General features: G+C 46.5%; 10 protein-coding genes. 5 read left to right on the forward strand and 5 right to left on the reverse strand.

All coding sequences use genetic code 11. The features are described from left to right. Positions 1–146: 146 nt before the first annotated feature. Positions 147–2,000 carry a hypothetical protein gene (locus tag DFR26_RS10925; protein WP_147300300.1) on the forward strand — a complete coding sequence of 618 codons (1,854 nt, stop codon included), beginning with the start codon at positions 147–149 and terminating at the stop codon, positions 1,998–2,000. Here the strand turns inward: DFR26_RS10925 and DFR26_RS10930 are convergent. The 4 genes from DFR26_RS10930 to DFR26_RS10945 form a co-directional block, all read right to left on the reverse strand. Further along, positions 1,992–2,534, reverse strand: a complete 543-nt coding sequence (locus tag DFR26_RS10930) for a hypothetical protein (protein ID WP_116209080.1) — start codon at positions 2,532–2,534, stop codon at positions 1,992–1,994. The two genes, DFR26_RS10925 and DFR26_RS10930, sit on opposite strands and share 9 nt — an antisense overlap. An 81-nt stretch (positions 2,535–2,615) precedes the next feature. Then, on the reverse strand, positions 2,616–4,295 hold the full coding sequence (locus DFR26_RS10935; protein ID WP_147300301.1) for a hypothetical protein: 1,680 nt from the start codon (positions 4,293–4,295) through the stop codon (positions 2,616–2,618). Positions 4,296–4,362: 67 nt separating this feature from the next. Further along, a complete protein-coding gene (locus tag DFR26_RS10940) occupies positions 4,363–5,160 on the reverse strand; it encodes a hypothetical protein (RefSeq protein ID WP_116209086.1) in 798 nt (265 codons plus the stop codon). Positions 5,161–5,185: 25 nt separating this feature from the next. Then, positions 5,186–5,920 (reverse strand): hypothetical protein, encoded by a 735-nt coding sequence (locus tag DFR26_RS10945; protein ID WP_116209088.1) that lies wholly within the window; start codon positions 5,918–5,920, stop codon positions 5,186–5,188. Positions 5,921–6,022: 102 nt separating this feature from the next. On the opposite strand from DFR26_RS10945, the gene DFR26_RS10950 reads away from it, so the two are divergent. Next, positions 6,023–6,280 carry a helix-turn-helix domain-containing protein gene (locus tag DFR26_RS10950; RefSeq protein ID WP_116209091.1) on the forward strand — a complete coding sequence of 86 codons (258 nt, stop codon included), beginning with the start codon at positions 6,023–6,025 and terminating at the stop codon, positions 6,278–6,280. A gap of 8 nt (positions 6,281–6,288) precedes the next feature. Here DFR26_RS10950 and DFR26_RS10955 read toward each other — a convergent pair whose 3' ends face one another. Continuing rightward, a complete protein-coding gene (locus DFR26_RS10955; protein ID WP_116209093.1) occupies positions 6,289–7,707 on the reverse strand; it encodes an AAA family ATPase in 1,419 nt (472 codons plus the stop codon). A 105-nt stretch (positions 7,708–7,812) separates the two neighbouring features. Here DFR26_RS10955 and DFR26_RS10960 point away from each other — a divergent pair, with 105 nt between their 5' ends. The 3 genes from DFR26_RS10960 to DFR26_RS10970 all read left to right on the forward strand — a co-directional run bounded on the left by DFR26_RS10960 (position 7,813) and on the right by DFR26_RS10970 (position 12,692). Further along, complete coding sequence (locus DFR26_RS10960) at positions 7,813–8,583, forward strand: helix-turn-helix domain-containing protein (RefSeq protein WP_116209096.1); 771 nt, start codon at positions 7,813–7,815, stop codon at positions 8,581–8,583. Positions 8,584–8,883: 300 nt separating this feature from the next. Next, positions 8,884–9,753, forward strand: a complete 870-nt coding sequence (locus tag DFR26_RS10965) for a hypothetical protein (RefSeq protein WP_116209098.1) — start codon at positions 8,884–8,886, stop codon at positions 9,751–9,753. A gap of 227 nt (positions 9,754–9,980) precedes the next feature. Beyond that, a complete protein-coding gene (locus tag DFR26_RS10970) occupies positions 9,981–12,692 on the forward strand; it encodes a hypothetical protein (protein ID WP_116209101.1) in 2,712 nt (903 codons plus the stop codon). The last annotated feature ends 27 nt before the right edge of the window (positions 12,693–12,719 follow it).

Raw genomic sequence — 12,719 nt, forward strand, 5'->3', positions numbered from 1 at the left:
TCGTTGATGGGGGGTTTGTCCTTGCTCATGGTGTCTCCGGTCTGATGCGACAGTGTCGCTTGGTAGACCGGTTACACAAAGTCTAGGACACCCTCCAAGCGCTACTAACTAAGCTTTATCGCCTCAAAATTAATAAATTTTTAGCCGTGAGTTGGGCATCAAATGATCGCTACATTGCACTTATTGCTAAGGGCCAAGAGTTCAATTTCTCCGAGGAGGATGTCACTGTTAAACGCTTGCTCGACGATGCCGCGCCACCACCGAAGGTAATTCTTGCGCTTCTTACCAACGCGCTACCAACCCAATTAGCTAACAATAGTCAACGTCAGTCTCCATGGTTTTTCGCCAGCAATCTGCATTATGTGGTTAGGCATAAACAGCATCAAAATGGGTATCAAGAAATTATTTGCTGCAAAGTCCGGCCTATGTCCTGCAGAGGTATATTTGCACAACATCTGCAACCTAGCACCACAACATTTAGCTCCCGAGAAGCTCATTTTTATGAAGGAAAGCTAGTTGGTCGAGCGCGTAACAAGCCTAGCTTTGACCTAGATAACGCCAGTCAAACCTTAGCCAAAAATACCGAAGGTGCTTATCTTAATCTTCCAATTTTTAGAGCTGATAAATCTCGAGCACCGGCTTACGAGGTATCGGCTAAGTCTCCTGAGAAATTTCAGCGAAGCCGTCTAGGTGCCCTGACTTTATTTTTAAGCGACTTTCATAAAGCTTATGGCCGCATGGCAAAAATAGAGCTGCGATCCTTTCAAGCTAAGCAAGCTAATCTAAATAAAAGAGATATCGATACAGACTACAAAAAGCTGATTGAGCTACTGAGTGGCAAACCAATTATGCTCATCGACAGCTCCGAAGACGCAGCCGCTAAAGACATGCTTGCTAAGGCGTTAGCTGAGCGCGGCGTTAGTATCTGCTCAGAATTAAGCTCACAGGATGGGGCCATTCTTCATATCGTTAAGCCGAAGGACTTCTACGAGTCCAGCAAGCTTAATGACCCATATCCCGAGCTACGCTCGCGATTCCCGAAAGCAGCCATCCAATCTTGTACCAACGAGTCGATACACCTTGATAATTCGTATGTGACCGATGTCCTATTTACCGAACTCATCGTGAAGTCTGAGATCGCTCAAGGCAAGTTGTTAGCAGACTATCCAAGCCTACCAGCCGAGCTCATATTTATGTTAGCGACTAAGCATCCAGATAAAGATAAAAAGTCCTCTATCTGGCTTTGTGCTCAGGTAACTGATCAACAGCTTAAGCTTTGGGAGGCCAGCCAAACTGAGATCGTGCAAGCGTTTTCATCAGCCACGAAAGCACAATTGCAACGACTCGATAGCTCAAAAAAAGAATTTCCCTACGTCATTTACGATAGCCATAACGAACAATTAATGTTGCTCGAAGACACGCAAGCAATTGCCATACCCAACCATGTCGAGCTTACAAAATTGCTTGGCCAAATTGAGCATGATCGGCAGAAAACGGTTCCGATCTCTCTGGTGCATGAGTTTCTTACCGACCACCCATTAGGACCAGATTTGGCATCAACACTAGAGCCGCTTTTGGCTCGCGCACTGGGTGGACAACTTGAGGTTGATGATGTCGCCAAAGTGCATCATAGAAGTCGTGCTGAAATTGCCTTCCATGAGCACCTTGCAAAACATGGCCATATGCTAAATACATCGCTACGTGGCAAAGATGGGCCACTAGGTGGCATGAGAGATATTTGGTACGTACCTGATCAAGGTCTTTATTGTGCTGGGTCTAAAGACTCACCACAGCAAACAACCGAGAACTTTTCGCACATCTATCACCTTGATCATGCAGGTATGAGCTTTCCTGACTGGTTCATTTCATCACTTCAGGTATGGCATATTCGACATCGCAACCCGACGAAAATCCCATTCGTTTTTAAGCATTTGCATGAGTTTCAAAAACTGCTGCCTCCGATGACTTTTTCGGCCGCATCTGATGAACCATCAGCTTAATTTATCAAGCTCAACTTGGATGGTATTTATGCTTTTAATATGTCCTTTTTTCTTAAGCCTACAGCTCTCGAACAAATCGGACTTATCGTGGTTTCCATCAATTTTATCGAGTATTGCATCCATCCGAGCAATTTCGCTTGAATGATACTGCTGCTTCGCTTGCAGTATGAGGGCCCGGGTAGCCATTTGCTGCTGCTCCAGCTGCTCCATCATGGTCTGCGAACGCTTAAGCTGTTCGTTGTTTAAGCGCTTCTGATGATCTAGCTGTGTCTTCAAAGCATCCGTCTGTTCGTTCTGCGCCTTCGTTGACTCCTTCAGCTCCTTACCCTGGAGCAGAACCGCGATCAATGCAAGCACTACGGCAAGAGCCGAGAACAAGCCATTAAGAATACCGATAGAATCCCCAAACTCTGATGTGGATTTCGGTAGCGTTAGCTTTAGCCAAGAGGCATCAACGCCTCCAAGGAGAACGTAAGACAATAGCGCCCACGCTCCAAACACCACGACGCCCAAAAGAAGAACTATCAACTTCATGTCAATGAAACTCCTTCATCAGAGCGGAATGTCGAAAACACTCTTCAAGACCGATCATTCAGAACTGGCTATCTCTACTATCTAGCGCACCAACTGCCTTAACACACTATCTGCCAAACCCAGCAGCTTTAGCTTACTCAAGACTTCAGGTGTAGCGCTCAGGAAATATGGGCCATCAAGCATCGGGCCTGCATCCGTGTTGTAGACACTCACTTCAAGGCCGTTTAAGGCGGTGGGTAGCAAGGCCTTTACCTGGGCTGGCAATAGTGCCTTCAACTGATGAGGCATTGGAGAGCTCAGTGCTCTCCACTGACCATCAGCCTTCGCTAAGTAGACCATTCGAGGCGAGCTTTCACTCGCACCACTAGTGCTGCGAGCACTAGCTCTTTGCTCATCATTGTCACCCGACTTAAATGAAATGACTTTGCGATAGCCCTTATCAGACATCCAACCATTACCACAGTAGGACATCATGTCAAACGAGCCACTACGTGCAGACTGAAAGTAGAAATCTCGACCTGAGTCATAGCCGACTCCAATGGGGCCTAATGAGCCATCGTTGTAAAGATCACTATCTACTTGATCAAAAACACCGCATTTAGCATGACCAAGCGAGTTAATATGCCCCATCTCATGAATAAAGGTTTCCGCCCCACGGCTTAGCCAGTATCCGTTGTAAGGGCTAGTGACGGTGTTAATGTCCACGGACATAAAGCTTTCAGAAAACATAGCTGCCGGAGTCGCTAAACCAACGATAGTATTGGACATTGAATCGTCAACAAATCGAATATTGCCTGGAAACGCTGCTAGACATTTAGTCGCAAAACGAAACTGGTCGACTCCTGCATTACGATTGATAAGGCAGTCGGCGTCGATCTCAAAGAGCGCCTTACTCATAACCTTGAAATCAAAAACATAGACACTGCCTTCTATACGTATCGCCTTATCCTTATCTAATGCCTCTAGCGTACGAACGGGGTCAGTTGTAGTCGCTAATGAGCTTTGTGGAAACACACGTTTAATAAGGCTCTCGAACTCGCTGACCGTAGCAAATTGACCGACCTGCCCTTCAAAGCGAATAGGCATGTAAATCAACTTATCAGTAGCTGCAGGCCTCACACGCAACGGCCCAGTCGCATACAGCTCATCTGCCGCTGCAACTGTGGACTGGCGAAGTGGATCAACCACTACTTGGTAATCGGCCCAATTGCTGCCGACATCCAGCGCCGGAATACGCGCCACATAGCTTTTGGACAATGTCGTGGCATCGCGAGCAGTTGGAGCCGTTTGGCTAGTGGCGACTAAGTCGTAGCTAACGCAACCACCCGTGCTATTACCAATCTGCAGAACGGCCTTTGCAGGCAGTATCACATCTTGTGGGCTGACAACATCGACGCGAACTAACACTGCTTTTTCGGCCGCTAACTGACTAGCAGCATCCGTCATATCCTGCTCAACGACCTGCACAAATCGAGCGGCCGCAATGCTCAGCTGACGGCTTGGAAAGCCGCCAGTAGCTTGTGTCAGCTGGCAGTTCGACGTGGCTGCCCTTCTCGTTAAAGAGCCTGCCGGAGTGCCATCAGATACATCCGGAGCTGGAGTAACTTTCGGAGGCCCAGTGGGAGTTTCGGGAGTTGTTGGATTGGTAGGAGTAGTGGATGAACCATCAACGACTGTTTTTGCGGATGAACCACCACCACCACCGCAAGCGCTCAACACAACGGCAACTGATACAGCGCCAACAAATTTGCTTAGTTTCATAATGAATTCCCTTTCTATGAACTGCATTGAGATTAAGGCCAAATGGAATTTTTACAAGTGCCGCTCCCTACAAATCAAAGGCACCCAACTTTTCCTTCGTCACCTGATGAGTTAGCTCAATATGCGCATGCATAATCTGGCCATGAAGGCTTCGCTCACTCGCAGTAATTTGCATATAAGCCATTCCCTGCACTTTTAGATCTTGTGACTGAATTGCGTTTTCAATTGCTCGAGCTTGAGCCTCATCTTTAACCGATAAAAAGCATGGAACATCTGGCCCTGACACCGAAACCCGAACGCTTTGCCTGTTCTGAAAAGACGAGCTCCAGCAGTCTTTAGCGCTATATGAACCAGCTAAAGGAAAACCACTCAAATCAAAGTTATACGTTTGAACACTTAATGGATTGAGACTAAATGCCGACCGACCTTTTTGACCATAAGGCACAGTTTCAATCGGGATGGCCAAGTAACTTGTGCCAGCCATGGCCTGCAACTCTTTATTGAGCTCGGGCAGCAACGCTTTAGCGATATCCTTCTTCTTAAACGCATCACGCTCGTTGTAATACTGAGCAGACAGCAGGTCTAAAGCCTCGCTCTCGCTAAATAAGTTGCCAGATTTGGCGACTAAGAGCTTGGTCAAAATAATCTGGTCTTCATCAGGTGATAGCAAGATATACGATGAAATGGGCACGTTTACGCCAGCCTGGCTTTTCTTGGCGGGCTGAGCTTGCACAGCTTTAGTCATGCCCGATGCAGAGCCATCCAAACTAGTCTCACCAACCTCTACTTCATTTTTACTGCAGCCTGCCAATAGCATTAACGTTAAAGCCATGCCCAGCACGCATACCTGCTTATTTGTATTCATTATTCTTTTCCTGATTTGAATTAATTTAGCGAGCCAGATAGCGAGCGATGCCCGTTCGAGCCAAAAAGGCGGACGTTAGCAACGCCACATAAAAGCCAGCACCAAACGAGAACATGTTTGAAAATGACGAACTCGGAGCCTGCTTGCCTCCGCCAAAAGCACTGAAGGCAGATTGGAGATTTTGCATTGCTTCAACTTGACTCTGATACTGACTCCACAGGTTAAAGCCAACCAGCAGCACCAAGAGCGCAGGAACCGTAAGCCCTAGCCAAGCCATCCGATGTTTGAAAAAGAACGGCACGATGGGAGCGAGTAAAGCCAGCCAAAACAGTGGTCCGGCCAAAGTGCTTTGCCCTGTCATATTCAATTGAGTAACTAGTTGAGACAGTGTCAATGAACTGCTTGCCATGAAGACCTTGATGCTGACAAAGCTCAGCATATAAATCGCAATAACAAACAGTAAATAAGCAATACTTGTTGGCAGGCCATAAGTAGCCGTAATTTGGGCATAGGCTAACTTGCCTTTCTCCTGAACCTGCTTTTGTACCGCCTGCGTTTGCTCTCTCAACACATCTGTTTCCGACACAGGCGAGACAGATGTCACACTACCCGCCTCTTCCGCAACCTCAACCAATCGATTTAAGGCAGGCGCTTCATCGCCCCGCCACTGGCTAATGTCAAACAGCAGTTGCTGTCCATCAACAACCACAACTCCCGCACCTTTAGCACCGTCATACTGCACAATTTTTCCGCGCTTCATGATTATTCACCTGTTGTTTTTGTCATTTTAGTATTGGATCAATGATGCTTTGTAGATTATATCCCGTGGATTTACAATCCCTATTCAACACAAGCTGCTGTCATGAAACAGCACATCAACTCTGCTTTTGCCCACTTTGCCGCGCAGCTCAAAGGCCGACGTAAAGCGCTGGGCTTATCCCAAGAAGCACTTGCCTTAATGGCGGATGTTGATCGCACATTTGTCAGCCAAATTGAACGTGGCATTGGTAACCCCTCACTACTCATCATGACCCGCTTGGCAGCTGCACTTGACGTGGAGCTGCATCAGCTGCTCAAGCCTGAGCCGCCCACTCACCAAGACTTTGATCACTCCCCTTAATTGCCGGCTTAGTGCAAAACAAACCCAATCGAGCGCTTCTTTTCGATTTCTGGATGCTCAATATCTTCAAGTTGAATCACGCCTCGTCCATCACGAGCCGCTCTGCCCATGGCTTTCTGTAGCACGCGTTTCATCGCACGTGGCGAGCCCGACACCAAGCTCGTCACCACAGCTTCATCTAAGTACTCGCTAAATACGCCATGGCAGTGCTGCTCGATTAACAAATCTCGATAAAGATAAGTGGCAATTTGGCGCAGCTGACTAGTACTCGGCACTTGAATATTGATCACCTGAAGGCGACTCATGATGGGCTCAGGAATCAGCGAGGCATCGTTTGCCGTAGCAAACCAATTGATATGACTTGCATCGACCGCAAAGCCGACGGCCAAATCTCTAAATTGCTTCGCAGACTTTCTCTCAAGTAGGGTTAGCAATGGCTGGATAGCGAGTCCATCTCTAGACCCACAGGCTTTATCAAGCTCATCGAGCAAAATAAATGGATTGGCATAGTCTTGCGCCATTAACGCCTGCAACGGGAGGCCGGCCTGCGAGTTCTTGTAGCGCATGTCACTCCCAGTAAGCAGAAACACGTCTTGCGCTGTCGACATATCGATGATTTCAAAATGCATCGCAAAACGCTGACATAACCATCGCAAGGCTTCAGTTTTTCCTACACCAGGCGGCCCCACCAACAACACAGGTGGAATCTGAATGGGCGATTTCGCTGCACGGCTTAATGCAAACTGATCCATCAACAGCTCATAAAGCCCTTCGAAATTGGGAAACTGTGCCCGGAAGTCGATTAGCACCTGATCGATATCAGCAGGCACGCCACGCAGCTCACGCATATGCCCATTGGTCTCTAGCAGCTTTTGATAAAACAGACCCAGTTGTGTCCCACGCTCAACACTAGATCCCGCGCTTTTCCGTGCTAACGCCACATGTGCCTGATCGACTAAAGCAATTCTCTGTTTCGCTTCAGAAATCTCCGTGTGCTTTTGGCTAGCATTAACCTCAGTGGCAAACACGACACCAGGCGGATGGCCGCAATCAAGTACGTCGGCACCACATGCTGGGCAGCACTCGTTGATTAGCGCATTTAGTTTTTTTAAACGTGAATCTAAAAACCAGTACAAGCCTTTGTTATTGAGGGCAGGACTCTCTAGGCCATTCTCGACGCAGACCAACCTCACTTCCCATTGGCCAAATGTTTTTTTAGCGCACAACACACTTAACTCAATACGAAGCGACTCCATGTCGCCATGCTTGACGCTAACGTCATACATAAGATTTTTGAGGTGATAAAACTGCCCCGGCGCAAGCACTCGGCCTTTTAGAGTCAGCCACGGCAGCTGCCTGGCTAAGTCTTTACGGATACTCGCGTAGGTGCTCTTAGATACGGCAACCAATGGATACTTTGTCTGCATGATACTTCCCTCTCAAGGCAGACTTAATAGTAATTAATAATAAACACATGTCAAGAGGAAGCATGATAATATTCATAACAATTCATAGTGAACTTGGGCGCACCCATGCAACTAAGCGAAGAAAGAGACATTGAAATCACACTGGCACGCGAGTTGATGGCCTTACGAGGCGAGACACTTAAGAGTGTTGAAGCGGCAACCGGCATCAAAGCAGCCAACATTTCCTCATGGTTGCGCGGCAAGCCACAGATGATTTCGAAACAACGAATCGCCCTACTACTCAATATGTTGGGCGTGAATGGCATGCGCTTGCGGCACGATATTGTTCACGAGTGGCGAACGGGGATTGGTGTTAACGCATTAGAAGCGCTATTCACTTTGCTAGGGGGGCATCCTGCGGAGGAGCGCGAACTCTTTATTGGACCGCGCACTGACATTACCCTCTTCTCTGAAAGTCACTCACTCGCGCTACTGCTGACTGGTACTAAAAAGCTGATCGCCATACGAATACAACTGGAGCCCGGATTAACCCCAGACCCATCGTTGGAACACCTACCTGCAGGCATTGTTCACGAGCTTTCTATACCGCCAACAGAGTTAATCATTACTACACCTGCAGACTTCAAAAAGCAGCTCAAGCAGCATGTTCACGCCACGACAAAAACACAGTGGTATCAAGATCCCGAAAACTTTCAGATTGCAAAAATGACACCCTATGACACAGTCAAAGTAGTGAGCAAAATGCTAACTACTCAACAGCAAAATGAGCTTGGGGCCGCCTTAAGCAAGCTCGTGACTGGCGGCATAAAGCCTGAGGTAATTTGTGAACATTTGCGCAAGCTAGGAACAGCTCAACAGCAAGGCAACAACGAATAAAGGAAGGAAATGATTTATTGCTTGGGCGATGTGCACGGTCGATTCATGTAGCCGAGAAGTAGCATCTTCAATGGAGGATGGTCGCTATACCGCAGCGGGCATTGAGTTTGACAGGGAAGTATTTCAAGAGTCTCTCGCCTAGCCCATAGGTGATCTTTGAAAAATTAATGGCGAGATATAGCTTTTTACGATAGCTTAATTTTTGTACATTAAAGTCCATAACAAATTGTTTGAAGGCATGGGAACTACCTATAGACGACTAATAAACGCCAAGCAATCTGAAGATGCAAGGAGCACGAGATGAGCTATAACAACAACGGCGGTAATAACAACAGCAGCAATCTCTATAACTACATTGGAAGCGAAGCTCATGTGCGTTCACTAGAAAATGACGCATGGCATGACCAGATTGCGGCACGGCGTAATTCCAAGCGCGCATTCGCTAATGGCGAAAGCGAGGGTTATCGCAACGGGTGGTGCGATGCAATAGCCCAAAGTGATACTCAAGTTCATAAGGGTAATGCAGAAATTGAGCGTCTTTTTTTGCTAAACCAAGAACAGGCCAGTCGAATTGAGGCGCTTGAAAAACAACACACTGAAACTGTTGCTGAGTCTGAAGATGCTATTGCTCAATGGCAAAATCACTCAGACAAACTGAAAACAATGATCCATGAGCAGCGCACAACAATAGAAGCCGCCGCTAATGAAAATACGACGCTCAAAGGATTGCTAACCTCACTTACTGAGGCCAACCAGCGCCTAAACCAGCAAATTAATCAGCAGACAGAAAATCATGAAAAATCAATCACAGAGGTAAACAAACAACTTACTTTATACGAGCGCAACCAAATTTTTATCTATGCCATCTCACGCGCTATTGTGGATGTATTAAGCAGCGAAGATATAGCTAGCACAACCTTAAAAAAAGCTTTTCAGAAGCATTACTTCGACTGTGTTTTAGAGGCACAAGAAAGCGGCCTGATCGAGCATCAACTTGTACACGATGAACAATTCTCTAATAGCTCACCAGAGATAAAACAAACCATCTTACGCTTACTCGATGACGCCACAATCAACTCAGTATTTGACCTAGCTGAGACTAACGAGTTGCAGTTTTTTGGACCAGAAGAAGACCTAGCGCCAGCTGAATACCCTTTCCCCGAGCACTAAACTGATAGCCCTGCACCACCAAGCTAAAGCCTCTTTTTAGCATCATATAAATTATTGCGCCCAAAATTTACCGAAAACGAACGTTTTAATGAGTCACTAACAAAGCTCACAATATGAGCTTCACATACTGTATCTGCTAGTTCCGTTAACTCTGAAATTACTCAGCTGCTAAGTCATTGGCAACCAAACAAGCAATGGCCATCACATACAATTGAGAAGGAAAATTTATGCACCCTTTTAATTGCTTTGACTTTACGCAAGCGCCAGATTTAACCGTTCTAGATGACCTACTACAAAATCAATTAGGACTAGTCGACTCAGCAAAGTATAGCGATGGCTGCTTTATTCCCTTGCCTGCTCAAACTGGCATTGGGAAAACTCACACTGCCTGCGCGCTCATGTTAGAGCGCATGTTGCTGAATATAAAAAATAGCCTTTCGAAAAGTGACGAGATAGTCCCTGAGCTCACCTACTACATCACCAACTCTACCGATAATGTACGCAATGGCCTAAATGGGCTACAGGCACTGATTGAGCAACAACAAATAGATGGCAAGCCGCGCTTTAATAATGAGCAACAAGCGTTTCTCAAATCACAAATTGTTCATCTGCACGCACAAGACAACCAGCTGCTATCTCTAGCAAATGAGGATAGAGAGCATCTTTTATCGGCCTTTCGACATGGTGATGTTGGGAGAATTCGCGATGCACTTCGAGAGCTTGATAGCTTTGAAAAGTCAGCAACCACTAATCGCGTAGTTGCTAAGCATATGGTCTATTTTGCGAGGACAACTTACAAGCAACTAAGGGATCACATACGCCTCACGATGGCGAACCACAAGATCGTCTTATCAGAAGATCAGCAAGAGGCTGTATTCAAGTTACTTCCTGGCGAAAAAGTGGTTGAAGGCAAAGCCTGTGTACTCTTTATGACCACGAAAAAATTCATGCATGGCTATGACAGCTTAAAGTCACGCATTAACCCAATTGAGCACTTGAGTAAAAGCCTGCTCATCATCGATGAAATTGATCGTCAAAACTCAGAAATTCTTGATGTGTTGTGCGACTCCCAAGCTATCGATTTAGTGAAGTTTGGTAAAAGCATCAGCGCTAATTTAAGCCATCATGTTTTAGAAAAAAGTACACGCTATAACGGGGTAGATGAGCTTTTGGAGCCACTAATCCAACGTACTCAAGACTATGCGCAAACATGGCATATGAAATATCACTTTATGATCGAAGGTAGCTCGCTCGATGAGCGTCCTGTACGACTATTTTCAGACCGCTCAATTACTCATGCGCACAGCACAATGCATCACTTAAGCATCCACACAGATCATGAGCGACAAAAAAATATAATTGTCTCAACAGATAAGGCAATGCTCGACATCGAAGGCCCGAATGAGATGTTAAGTCGTTTTATTAATGAGTCTGATTGGTTATTTCGCGAATTCACTCGAACATTTCAATGGTCGGCACAGCGAATAATTAAGAATGAAACGCTCGATTTTGTAGGCCGCATTGACCATCTCAACCAGTACTTAGGAGCAGTAACATCGTTGCTCACTCATTATGGATTAGAAGTGTACCGGCCCATCGTGCTCGATGTATTTAACGCACGCTTTAGGTCGCTAGACCATCACCGTTCACGATTAGCAAAACGTAGCTATCACGATATTGGTCTTAAATTTACCGAGGTTGCACGAACCCCTGATGCTCGCGACACCATGTCATGCCACTACAAAAGCCTATCCACAACGCCTACCGGATTACTTGCGCAAATGGTGGACTCTGGCGCCAATATCCTCGGCATCAGTGCTACAGCAAGCTCACCTACGGTAATTCATAATTTTGACCACCAATACTTAAGTCTGCGCTTAGGAACACGCTACCGCTCGCTCAGCGATGATCAACGCAAACAACTGGGGGCTTATTACACCAGCCGTCGTCGTTACGAAGAGGCGGGCATCCGTATTCATTGCCAATATATTCGCGCGCAAACCGACAACGTAAACGCCGTACTGACGCAGCATGAAAATCATCCACCCAGAGATCTTGCATGGGCATTAGCAGCACTCGTTAAAACCTCTGGCGACAGTTATGGCGTTGAATGGTTTTCCAAATTATTAGCCGCCATGGAAGTATTTGTCCTCCAGCCCTACTGCCGCTATATGGTGGCATTACTTAATCGTACATTGGTTGCCGAACCACCATTTATAGCGACGCTTGAGGCATATCTCAACGAGCGTAGCAATCGTCCTGTAAAATTCTTTGCGGGCATTAATGCTGAAGCCATGAGAGATGGTCGCTACGACGATGCTCAAAAACATCTAAGCACCACGCTAGACAAAGTCATTCTCATCAGTACATATCCGTCGATGGGAGAAGGTAAAAACCCAGACTACAGAGTTCAGCTGAATGATGACGAAAGCTCATTGAGATGGGTTGGCGATGGTGCAAAAAGTGGTCAATGTCGCGGAGATATAGATGCAATATATTTAGAAAAGCCGACAAATATGTTGCTCACGCACTCCGATACTAAAACCAATTTGGTCATCACGCTTCACCAGCTGTTATGCCTACAAAGCGCAGGATTCATCTCCCATACAAAGACAAAAACTTGGATTACCCGCATCTTATGTGGTGCCAGATCTGAAGAAAATACGACAAACTACAACCTGACGGATGATTCGCCTTACGCAACACGCCGAATTATCCAACAAGCGATCGGTCGGATGGCAAGAACAGCGTACAAGCGGCCAGAAATACTGGTGATGTGTGATAGCGAATTAACACACATGCTTGGTGGTGATGACAGTCTTCGCGATACGCTGTCGCACGAATACGCAGCGCTTCGTGACTATTGCAAAAGAGGGTGTGCAGAATTTTGTGTAACCGGGATTTCGGTTACTGCCGTGGCAGTCTTTCCGCGTAGCTGATCGTAAATCGGGTCAATGCCGCTTTCC

This window comes from Paraperlucidibaca baekdonensis, assembly GCF_003387535.1.
GTDB classification, from domain to species: Bacteria; Pseudomonadota; Gammaproteobacteria; order Pseudomonadales; family Moraxellaceae; genus Perlucidibaca; species Perlucidibaca baekdonensis.

Bases quoted from the DNA above. Each gene is read 5' to 3' on its own strand.
- DFR26_RS10930 (WP_116209080.1), bottom strand. From the start codon at position 2,534: ATGAAGTTGATAGTTCTTCTTTTGGGCGTCGTGGTGTTTGGAGCGTGG.
- DFR26_RS10950 (WP_116209091.1), top strand. From the start codon at position 6,023: ATGAAACAGCACATCAACTCTGCTTTTGCCCACTTTGCCGCGCAGCTC.
- DFR26_RS10970 (WP_116209101.1), top strand. From the start codon at position 9,981: ATGCACCCTTTTAATTGCTTTGACTTTACGCAAGCGCCAGATTTAACC.
- DFR26_RS10935 (WP_147300301.1), bottom strand. From the start codon at position 4,295: ATGAAACTAAGCAAATTTGTTGGCGCTGTATCAGTTGCCGTTGTGTTG.
- DFR26_RS10955 (WP_116209093.1), bottom strand. From the start codon at position 7,707: ATGCAGACAAAGTATCCATTGGTTGCCGTATCTAAGAGCACCTACGCG.
- DFR26_RS10940 (WP_116209086.1), bottom strand. From the start codon at position 5,160: ATGAATACAAATAAGCAGGTATGCGTGCTGGGCATGGCTTTAACGTTA.
- DFR26_RS10945 (WP_116209088.1), bottom strand. From the start codon at position 5,920: ATGAAGCGCGGAAAAATTGTGCAGTATGACGGTGCTAAAGGTGCGGGA.
- DFR26_RS10965 (WP_116209098.1), top strand. From the start codon at position 8,884: ATGAGCTATAACAACAACGGCGGTAATAACAACAGCAGCAATCTCTAT.
- DFR26_RS10960 (WP_116209096.1), top strand. From the start codon at position 7,813: ATGCAACTAAGCGAAGAAAGAGACATTGAAATCACACTGGCACGCGAG.